The following is a 10002-nucleotide window of genomic DNA, read 5'->3' as shown; positions in this document are numbered from 1 at the left end:
CCATGAGATTGGCTCGCGCGAGGAAGTGCGACAGATCAATCCGCTTCCGACGGCAGCACGGTCGGGCAGCCGCCGCGCGGCTCTACCCGGATATTGCCCCGCTACCCGCACAGCCCGCCACACACGCTCCCGGACAGGGCTGCCCTCCCGATTGCAGGTCAGGGCACGAGGAATCGCGCGTGGAGATGCGCGGGGAAGGATCAGGCCGCGCGGAGGCCTGCCATATCCGGCTCCGGCTCGACCTCCGAGAGATCGTGGCGGCGACGGAAGGCGGCGATTGCAGCATCCTGGCGGGCGAGCTTGCGCGACAGCCCATCGACCTCGCGGTGACGGGAAAAGGTCAGCTCCGATAGCGTGGCCTGGTAGAGCTGCTCGTCGGCATGGGTCCATGTCGACCTGGACTTCCGGTAGTCGCGTGATCTGGCACGGAAAGTGGTCATCAGGCGCTCCGCGCGCGCCGCGATCTGCCGCTCGATCAGCCGGAGATGGGCATGCGTCTCCCGGCGGGCAGCTTTCATGCGCGCCAGCATAGCGATGTGCTCTGCAATCGTCATGGGGCGGCCTCCTGCAATCGTTTAGGTGTGGACGTGAGGGATCGCCAGGCATCGGGATACCAGCGCCGGATTGTCTCTTCGGCGCAACGTTTCTCGAAATCGGTGAAAAGATCGGGAAAGGCCTTCGCAACGGCCGCCCAGCAGCAATCCTCCTCGTAGAAGCCGTCGGCGTTTCTCAGAAGGGGATTAATGTGGGCATTGCGGTCTGGGTCGAGATGGAACCCGCCGTGGCCCGGGGTCGAATGGCAGACGATGCCCTCGGCATAGTGCGTGGCATGATCCGAAAGCCCCAGGGGGTTGCTTGCCGAACCGGGATGCTGCGACGGGCCAATCTACGCAATTGTCGCTGATGCTCGGCATTCTCCTCGACACGGGCACGGAACGCCGCCTTGCCGTCGAGCTGCCCGCCGTGACCATAGAAGCTGGACTGCTTCCATTCGGAAATGGGCAGGGCCAGCTTCCACCCGTGGCCAAGATTGTGTTCGCCATTGTAGGCAGGGATCATCGCAAAGGCGTTCTCGCCAACCAGCGCCGCGAAGAGGCCGTCGCTCGTTCGCCCGTAATACACCTCGAGGAATCCGGAGGTATTGTCGGTCGTTGCCTCAGTTTGAGGAGGGGCGTTCATGCCGCCTTACCTCTTTTCATAGCGCCATAGCTGATGTGAATCTGCCTTGGTGCAGGCGATGCGGGTATGGCTGTCATGCTGGCTGTTCTCGATGGCTCGGAGGGCTTGGCCGCCCGCACCGCCGCCCAGGATCGACCGCTGATTACGCGATGCCCTCGATGGCTTTGTAAGGCGATGCAGGCGAGACGGGGCATGCCTGTGGAAGTCAGCGGAGGGACAAATACATGCGCATTTCTGTAGGGGTCGATGTGGCCAAGGCAGTTCACTGGGCCTGTGCCGTCGATGATGAATGCAAGGTCGTGCTTAACTGTGCGATCGAGAACACGCCGGTGGGGATTGACGCCTTCGTCGCCAACCTTCGCGCAATCGAGGGCGATCCGCTCATCGGCCTCGATGTCGTAGGCTCCTTCGCCTCGTTTCTCGAAGCGACGCTGTTGGCCGAGGGGTTCCGCCTCGTGCATGCGCCGGGCATCGCCGTGAACCGAGCTGGTCAGGGGTTCGCCGGCGGCGAGCGTAAGTCTGACCCGCGGGATGCGCGCACCATAGCCGAGCTGGTGCGTACCCGTGATCTCCGCCCGATCTCTCCGGACGGAGAGACGGTTGTGGCGCTGCGGCTCAAGATTGGTCGTCGGCGCGACCTGGTCGAGGAGCAGACGCGGCGTCTCGCACGTCTGCGCATGCTGCTGTGCCGCATCCACCCGCAGCTCGAGAGAACGGTCGACGTCACTTGCAAGGGACCGCTCGTCCTGATCAGCCGCTATGTCACCCCGGCCGAGATCCGTCGCACTGGCAAACGGCGTATCATGGCGCACATGGCGAAGGAACGATACCTGAAGGGAGCCGAAGCGCTGGTGGACGGCGCGATTGAGAGTGCTCGCGCTCAATCCATGGCCATTCCGGGGGAAGCCGCAGTCGCCGAACTCATACGCGAACTCGCGGCCGAAGCACTCGACACCAGATCGAAGCTCGCTCGCATCGAGGCGGACATCCGCAGGCTCCTTGACGACCACCCTGACAGCGCCCTCATCCGGTCCATGCCGGGGATGGGGGTAGCACTCACGGCAGAACTCATCGCCTGCATCGGCAACATCGAGCGGTTCCCTTCCGCCGATGCGTTGGCCTCTGCCGCGGGTCTTGCCCCGGTCATCCGTCAGTCCGGGTACAAGAAGGGTTGGCGAAGGACCTTCGGAGGAGACAAGCAGCTCAAGCGCGTGTTCTACCAAAGCGCCTTCTGCGCCGTGTCTACCGGAGATCCGATCTCGCGCGCCTTCTATGATCGCAAGCGGCGAGAGGGGAAATACCACACGCAGGCCCTCATCGCTCTCGCGCGCCGTCGTGTCACCGTCCTCTGGACCATGCTTCAACGCAGAGAAGCATTCGATCCAGTCCGAAAAGCTGCTTGACTTCCGCATTACGCAGCCCTCCCCTCGACGTGGTCGGCCGCCACGGTGTCGGCCGATACGGGCTCGAGCACTGCGTTCGGATATCCATGGGTTTGCAACCAGACCTCCGCGTCCTGGCGGCTGGCGGCAAGATGGACGAGGTCAGCGCCCTCGCCAGCGCGATCGAAGACCTGGACCGACCCTGGTGCGGGTCGGGAGACCACGACGAACTTCAAGCCACTGTCGACCGAAAAACTCTTGTGGACGCGCAGGACGATGACACCACCGCTCCCGTAATCGCCTTCATGCAGCGTGAACTGCGCGGGCGATGAATACTGCGCGGTCTGCCGGGCCGGCGTCTTGCGGATCACGCGGCCGCCGCCGTTGGCGCTCTGCCATGCCGAGAGTTTCTTGCGATGACGCTCCGGTGGGCGCGGAGTGCCGTCGGAGTAGCGGATGATGGAACCGGGCGGCACGAGATCGTAGATCAATTGAGCGGACATGGTGGTCTCCAGTGCTCTTGATGAAAACAGAACCGCCGCCGGCGCGATTGTCGGCGGCGGGATGGGTCGGGAGGAAGTGGATTGGCGGCCTATTCGGCGGCGACACGCCAGGCTTCGGTGTCTTCGACGACGTCGCCGTCATCGACCGGACGATCGTGTGCCGAGGCCTCGGTCTGGTCGCCGTCCAGTTCATCGACGTCCGGCGCCGCGTCCTGGTCATCCTCGTCCGGCGCGGTGTAGCGGGCCGCCCAGCTCGTCAGTTCAGCGACGTCGGGCGCGAACAGGGCCGAGGGATGGACGAACGGGCCCTCCTTGAAGTGCTCGACAAGGGCGGCGCGGGTATCCTTCACCCGCTGGCGCGGCAGCACTGGCGTGTCCTTGCAGGACGCTTCCAGTGCCGACCGCGACAGACACGACATGAACTCGTCCGTGCCCATGCTCGGCAGGAAGCTGTCGGCGCCAATGGTGTCGCCGGCGACCCGAGCGACGATGCCGCTGTTGGTGCGGTTCTCGCGGCACGAGAGGACCTCGATCAGAACCTTGCGAACCACTTGCTGGAGCGTCTCACGATCGTAGTCGAGCCTGCCGCCTTCCCCGAAAAGAAGGGCTGCATGGCGCTCCAGCCGCGCATGGCCATAGACCGTGTCCGAGGAACCGGAATCCACGGAGACGTTCCTGCCCGCAAAGGCGAGAACGAGCAGCGCCATCAGCGTGTCCTCCTCGATCGGCGCGCGGGCAAGAGCGTCGTGGAGGGCGTCGGTGCGGAAGTCCCCTATCATCTCGATTCCCTTGCGCGTCACGTCCGGGCGGGACTTGGCAGCCACCAGGTCCGTGTCCGTACCAGCGGCGTCGGCTGCACCACCCTTGCCCTTCGACTTCTTCACCTCGGGCATGCGATAGGCAACCGTCTGCACCTTGCCCTCGCGGTCGAGATACATGGCGGTATGATCGGACTTGCTGGGCTTGCCGTAGACCTGGCTTGCCTTGGGCGGCAGCTTGGGTTCGCCCCACTGGCCGGCCTCGACGAGGACGCCGCGCTTCGGCAGATGGTTCGCCATCCATTCCTGCTGCGCGCCGAGATAGGCGTCGACATCGGTCGTATAACGGCTGTCCTCATCGGCGGGAGCGAACAGATCCTCGACCCAGGCGATGCCGTAGGCCTGGGCCAGGTCGTCGCCGAAACTGGCATGTTTGGCGAACATGCGGGTCTTGGTCAGACCCTGCGCGACAGCCCACCATGAGACCTGAGGATCGGCCTTGGACGGCTTGTGCTTCTTCCAGATCTCTTTCTGATCCTCGAGCGCGGCGGAGGCAATCGTGCGAAGCTGACGCTCATCGGGCATGTCGCCCTTGACCATCTGGTCGAGCATGGCCGGCAGCACGTTCGCCAGAAGCCGCAGCTTCTTGATCTGGCGGACCGGCAGCGCCAGCGCGATGGCGATCGCCTCCTCAGTCCAGTTGAGCGCAACCAGGCGTTCGATCGCCCGCCACTGGTCGACGGGATTGAGCTGCTCATGGGCCAGGGTTTCGGCCAGGGAGCGCATCGCGCCGCCGTCCTCGGCGCGCTCGATCACAAGCACCGCGATTTCCTCGAGACCCGCCGCGATCGCCTGCTTCACGCGGCGGTGCCCGGCATCGATGACATAGCCGTTGCCGCTGTTCGGTTCCGGCGCGACGACAGGCGGCTGCACTATGCCGACGGCCTTGATCGTGGCGAGCAGCAGCGCATCGGCCTGCGGGCTCGATTTGGAGCGTCGCGCCTTGTCGGGATTCTCGGTCAGCGCGCGCGGATCAATAAACTTGAGTTCCATTGGGATGCTCCGTTTCGGTTGCGGACCGCACGTTCGCGGGTCCTTGTCCGTCTTCTTTCCGAAGACATCCCCCGGCCCGCGGAGCGGACGGGCCGGTGCAACTGCCTGTCGAGCATCCCTGCCCGGCTGGCCAAGCGGGGCTGTCAGCCCTGCGAAGGACGACGCGGCCGGGATCGCGAGCCAGGCGGTTGAGCGCCAGCGTCACCGGGTCGGCCGATCCGCGAGGAGGGTTTCTTTTCCCTCCCGATTTCACCAATTTTCCGTCTACGTTTGGAGATTGCGGCTGCATGCGAATCATATCGCAAGGACCGAGAATTTACCGTTCCCTTCGCCTACAGGAATGAGCAGTAGGCGCCGCCAATTGTGGACATCCAATCAGAGGTCTGTATTGCCATTCACTCGCCGGACTACGCGTTCGACGCTGACGGCTTGTTGTCGCTGCGGGCGTCCAGCAGCACAATGTCTTGGCTATCCTCTAACTTGAGGCGCTTTAGGATATCGCGGACTCGCTTAAGCTGGTCGTAGCTGAAATAGATGATGGCCTTAATGCCACGCTCTGCATCCGCCGCCGCCTGATAGACCTCGACCTGCTTTTGCAGGTTGGCTTCCAGCTTATTGTTCTTGGCGAGCTTCATCTCGACCAAGGTCTTGTGGCGGCCTCGAGATACCTTAAAGTCGACCGGACCTCGGCCGTCATTGGCCTCCGGCCCAATGTCCGACCCGGTGCCGAACCACACCAGACGGAAAAGGATTTGGATATCCTTTTCCCGTTCAACGGGCTTGCCCTCCTTGTCGTAGAAGATGCGCCAGCAGCCTTGGTCCTCGATGGCATGCTTGAGGTAGGCTAGGCGTGTGTGGGCTTCGGCGTAGGTGCCGCCCGCAATCTGGTAAAAGTCGGTCTGCTCGAGCTGCGGCTGCAAGATTTCCCGCATGCGCCGTGAGAAGAATAGTTCGGTCAACAGCACCTTCTCGGCGCTCACATCGGCGGCATCGTCGCCGGTCATTTCCTTGAGTCTGATGTAGTAATCTATCAGCTCAGGGAAGTGCCTAATGGTCTCGGCCGCAGCGGCATGACGCTCCTTCGCTGTAGGCGGCTTCTTGGGCTTGGCGCGGCGGCTAAGCGCCAAATGGAAGTAGTTGGCCACAGACGCCCGCAGTTGTGCATCGGGTATGGCCGTTGGAATCTGCTCAAACCCGGCTATCATATCGCCCCGGTTAATCCAGGTATCGTCACGGGTGAGCATGTCCTTGGGCGTAAGGAGGATGAAGTCGCCCTCGTACCAGGGCAGGCGATACTTGCGCCGCTGCCAGCTTTCGGTCTCATAGTTGAAAATGGCGCGGTCTATAGGCACGTCACGCACGTAGTCGTCAGATAGGTGATCGCCTGCAAACTCCTCCGTGTACCGGCACAGGAAGTCCTGGATGAGGTTCGTCACGAAGTCGCTGATATTGTCCCGACCGACCCCGTCTGCGATGAGGCAGACCTTCTCCAGGTGACTACCCTCGGTAATGCTCTCGCCACCGAAATCGCTAAAAACCGCTCCGAGATTACCGTGCAGCTCTCGGGCGAAGTCGATTCCTAGGCCGCTGCCACCATTTCCCACGAGGGAAAACCCGAGCCAGTTCTGCTTGACCTCGGGGAAACAATACCAGTTTCGCAGCAGGCCCTCGCTTACCGGCCCGGCCGTTGCGCGGTCACGCAGAAACACTAGGTAGTCGATAATTTGCCGGTGCAGCGCTTGGTATTCCTCTTTCTCGCTATGAAAGAGCAAGAAGGGGTCAATGAACAACGGCAAATCATTTATGACCGAAATATCGAACGCACCATAAGCCTCCAATGTCTCCGGCTCGATGCCAAATGTATCGCTAAAGAACGTGCCCATCAGCCCCCTCCCCCCAATAACCATCTAGGTTACCACGGCAGAAACTTCTCGCCGAGACTGGGGTCACAGGTCGTTGCGCTCTATGGCTCCCATTGCCAGGTGTCTACGCTGACCGACGCCGATGCGGCTGGTAGGCAGGTCCGCTTTGGATCATGACCGTTGGTTGCACCCAACGTCAGCTATCGGGGAAGGAAATCGGCGCATAAAGTTCGGGGATCGGTCAATTTTCTGGTTCTGGAACAGCAAAGTTGCCGCCTGGCACTTCGGCTAGAGACGGCGACCAAAGAAGGTCGCCGTTCTTTTCGGATCACGGTCGACCGCTCTTGTTCCGGGTCGCATCGACCAACTTGTAGGTCTGACCGGACTTCGGCGTCGGCGGCATAGGCTCGCCGCGCGTAACGGTGCGCTCCTTGCCGGTGTCTCCACCGCGGGTCCCGAGAATCCCGTATTGTCCAGAACGAGGGGCAGTCTGCCCCGGCTTGAAAGTCTTAGTCATGATTGCCTTTCCGGAGCGCGCCTGATGCGAGCCCACGTCCAACAAAATATCAGCACTTGACTTCAGGATCAAGTAGGAGAAAATAGGTCCCAGTTTCTTGCAACACCTGGAGGTCAATGTGGCCGCGTCAGCATCACCCCTTCTAAAGGCGAATCCTGTTCCCTCGTCGTCGTTCCTGCACGATCACGACGAGGTTTGCCCGCTGTGTGAACAGCAGATCCCGCACGACCAGATGGATGAGATCAAAGAGCGGATCGAGACGCGGCAGAAGAAAACTGCGGAGGAACTCTCGGCTCGCCTCCAGGAGCAGTTTTCCCGCGAGAAGGCCGATGCCATCGACAAGGCCAACAAGGACGGCGCCGCCAAAGCCGTCCTCGCCCGCGAAGAGGGCCGCAAGGCCGCCGAAGCCGCAGCCCAGGAGGCGATCGCGGCGACGGTGCTCGCCAGCAAAGAGGCTCAGGATCTCCTGTTGAGCCGCGTGACGCAAGCGGAGGCCGAAAAGCAGAATGCCGAACAAATGCGGGTCGCTCTCGAGGAGCGACTTGCCCAGGAACAGCAGGAGCGCGACGTCGCTATCGAGGCGGTCCGGCAGGAGGCCCTTGCGAAGCAGGACAGCATTCGGGCCGAGGCCAAGGTCGCCGCTGAAGCGGCGGCCAATGAACGGGTCGCGTCTGCGGATGCCGCCAGGCTGAAGGCTGAAGAGGCCGGGAAGAGCCTCAAGGCGCAGCTCGACACCGTTGCAGCTGAGACAGAAGCGAAGATTGCGGCACTGACCGAGTCCGCAGCGGCGCGCGAGATCGAAATCCGTTCGGAAGCTTCTGAGGCTGCCGCTGTGGCCGCCCAAAGCAGGCTCGCCGAGCTCGAAGAGGCGAAGAAGAACGCGGAAGCCAAAGCGGCTACGGTCGAGAAGCAGCTCGCCGATCATCAAGCCCTGCTGGATCAGCGCCTCCAAGAACAGCGCGAGGCGTTCGAGTTCGCTCAGACTGCGGCCGTCAATGCCGAGAAGGCTCTCGCGTTTGAGGAAAAGCTCAAGCTGTCCGCGAAGGTGGCGGAGCTGACCCGAGCTCTCGACAAGAAGACCAACGAGGAGCTTGGCGAGGGCGCCGAGGTCGATCTGTTCGAAGCGTTGAAGGCTGAGTTCGAGGGAGACAGGATCGAACGCGTTAACAAGGGTCAGCCCGGGGCCGACATCCTCCATGTCGTCATTCACAACGGCAAGGAGTGCGGCACCATCATCTACGACTCTAAGAACCATGGCGCATGGCGCAACGACTTCGTCAGTAAGCTCGCCACCGACCAGATGGCGGCCAAAGCGGAGCACGCCATTCTTTCCACAAGCAAGTTTCCCGCTGGTGTGCGGCAACTGCATCATCAGGATGGCGTTCTGCTGGCCAACCCCGCCCGCGTTGTCGCTCTCGTTCAGCTGATCCGCCACCACATCGTGCAGACCCACATTCTCCGCATGAGCGGCGAGGAAAAGACCCGCAAGACGGCCGCGCTCTATGACTTCATTGTCTCGGAACGCTGCACTGATCTGATTGCCCGGATCGACACTCACACCGACGATCTCCTCGACATCCAGGTCAAGGAAAAGAAGGCACACGAATCTGTCTGGAAGCGTCAGGGCGAACTTATTCGATCAGTGCAGAAAGTGAAGGCCGAGCTGAGCAACGAAATCGACATGATCATCGGCACGGCCCGGGGACCGGAGCAGGACAATGAATAGCACGGTCCCGGCGGCGGGTCGCGAACGCGACAACGTCGTCAACCTTCAGGAGCGCCGGCTCGATCGTACAGTTCTTCGGACGTACCGCACGAAGGCCGACATCGACTCGATCCTGCCCAATGATAAGCAGCCGAGGCTCGGGCCCAAGGTTGACGAAGAACTGCAACGGCAGATCGAGGCCAATGGCGGTTTGTTCGAGCCGCTCCTCGTAGAACCTCATCCCGATTTCCCTGGAAAATTCCGCATCATCGATGGCGATCGGCGGTGGACGAATTCCCGGGCCTTGGTAGAACAGGGGAAAGAAGAATTCCGCCAGCTCCCCATCGAGGTTACCGACCGCACACTGAGTGACGAGGATCGGCTTCGCGCGTGGATCTATATCCATCGGCAGCGCAAGGAATGGGACGCCAAAGAGAAGGAAATGGTGGCCTACCGCCTTGTCGACCTGATGGGACGCGCCAGCGCCGCGAACATACTCGGAATCACCGTTCGGGAACTGGACAAACTGGTCGATATTTTCGAGCTGTCGGAGAAGTTCACCAGCCTTCGCGACCCAAGTGCCGCCATCACCTGGGCGCGTGAGATGATGGGCGTCAGCAAGAAGCTGTTCACTCCCAGCATCGTCGAGGCCGTCGTCAAGAAGGTGAACGACAAGCGCATAACCAACTCCAAGGACCTGCGCAAACTACGATCGATCCTCCCCGATCCGGTGGCACGCGCGCATTTCCTCAGCGACGCGGGGGATCTCGATTTTGTTATGTTGGGTCTGGGACCCACCGAGAAGAAGCCAAAGGGCGGATTGTCCGGGGATCTGGAGGCCGCGGTTGAAGCGATGAAGGGGGTTCCATGGACCACGTTGCAGGATCTCAAGGGCGACCCCGACATCCTGAAAAAGATCGATGACGCCGAGGCGCTCCTTCGATCATTGCGCAAGGCGCTTTCGTGAGTCCCGAGCAATCTGCAACACGCGTTACGCGGCGCCAATAGGGGGTCCAATGATCATCGGCAATGTACTGTTTCTC

At 61.8% G+C, this 10002-nt stretch carries 10 protein-coding genes; 3 read left to right on the top strand and 7 right to left on the bottom strand.

Annotation, left to right across the window (positions count from 1 at the left end; translation table 11 throughout):
- Nucleotides 1-200: 200 nt before the first annotated feature.
- The 3 genes from BLR31_RS20990 to BLR31_RS20985 are packed head-to-tail and all read right to left on the bottom strand — an operon-like array spanning nucleotide 201 to nucleotide 1179.
- Nucleotides 201-554 carry a hypothetical protein gene (locus BLR31_RS20990; protein ID WP_090600447.1) on the bottom strand — a complete coding sequence of 118 codons (354 nt, stop codon included), beginning with the start codon at nucleotides 552-554 and terminating at the stop codon, nucleotides 201-203.
- Nucleotides 551-808 carry a DUF7007 domain-containing protein gene (locus BLR31_RS22360; RefSeq protein ID WP_425287296.1) on the bottom strand — a complete coding sequence of 86 codons (258 nt, stop codon included), beginning with the start codon at nucleotides 806-808 and terminating at the stop codon, nucleotides 551-553. The genes BLR31_RS20990 and BLR31_RS22360 overlap by 4 nt, the downstream gene beginning before the upstream one ends.
- Complete coding sequence (locus BLR31_RS20985; RefSeq protein ID WP_176762801.1) at nucleotides 730-1179, bottom strand: hypothetical protein; 450 nt, start codon at nucleotides 1177-1179, stop codon at nucleotides 730-732. Before BLR31_RS20985 ends, BLR31_RS22360 begins: the two co-directional genes overlap by 79 nt.
- Nucleotides 1180-1403: 224 nt before the next feature.
- Here BLR31_RS20985 and BLR31_RS20980 point away from each other — a divergent pair, with 224 nt between their 5' ends.
- Complete coding sequence (locus tag BLR31_RS20980; protein ID WP_090600442.1) at nucleotides 1404-2582, top strand: IS110 family RNA-guided transposase; 1179 nt, start codon at nucleotides 1404-1406, stop codon at nucleotides 2580-2582.
- 8 nt (nucleotides 2583-2590) lie between these two features.
- Here the strand turns inward: BLR31_RS20980 and BLR31_RS20975 are convergent, their stop codons facing one another.
- The 4 genes from BLR31_RS20975 to BLR31_RS20960 all read right to left on the bottom strand — a co-directional run bounded on the left by BLR31_RS20975 (nucleotide 2591) and on the right by BLR31_RS20960 (nucleotide 7254).
- The gene (locus BLR31_RS20975; RefSeq protein ID WP_090600440.1) at nucleotides 2591-3064 is read right to left on the bottom strand and encodes a hypothetical protein; all 474 of its coding nucleotides are present in this window, start codon (nucleotides 3062-3064) and stop codon (nucleotides 2591-2593) included.
- 89 nt (nucleotides 3065-3153) lie between these two features.
- Entirely contained in the window at nucleotides 3154-4875 is a 1722-nt protein-coding gene (locus BLR31_RS20970) for a ParB N-terminal domain-containing protein (protein WP_090600434.1), read from the bottom strand.
- 407 nt (nucleotides 4876-5282) lie between these two features.
- Nucleotides 5283-6758: a hypothetical protein gene (locus BLR31_RS20965; protein ID WP_090600452.1), complete on the bottom strand. Its 1476-nt coding sequence runs from the start codon at nucleotides 6756-6758 to the stop codon at nucleotides 5283-5285.
- Nucleotides 6759-7065: 307 nt separating this feature from the next.
- Complete coding sequence (locus BLR31_RS20960; protein WP_037071631.1) at nucleotides 7066-7254, bottom strand: hypothetical protein; 189 nt, start codon at nucleotides 7252-7254, stop codon at nucleotides 7066-7068.
- Nucleotides 7255-7372: 118 nt separating this feature from the next.
- Between BLR31_RS20960 and BLR31_RS20955 the strand changes: the two genes are divergently transcribed.
- Entirely contained in the window at nucleotides 7373-8980 is a 1608-nt protein-coding gene (locus BLR31_RS20955; protein ID WP_143009490.1) for a DUF2130 domain-containing protein, read from the top strand.
- Nucleotides 8973-9926: a ParB/RepB/Spo0J family partition protein gene (locus BLR31_RS20950; protein ID WP_090600427.1), complete on the top strand. Its 954-nt coding sequence runs from the start codon at nucleotides 8973-8975 to the stop codon at nucleotides 9924-9926. Before BLR31_RS20955 ends, BLR31_RS20950 begins: the two co-directional genes overlap by 8 nt.
- Nucleotides 9927-10002 lie beyond the last annotated feature (76 nt).

It is taken from the genome of Pelagibacterium luteolum (assembly GCF_900100665.1).
Taxonomy (GTDB): Bacteria; Pseudomonadota; Alphaproteobacteria; order Rhizobiales; family Devosiaceae; genus Pelagibacterium; species Pelagibacterium luteolum.
The sequence above is the reverse complement of the archived record's forward strand: the minus strand, read 5'-3'. Positions and strand labels throughout refer to the sequence as shown.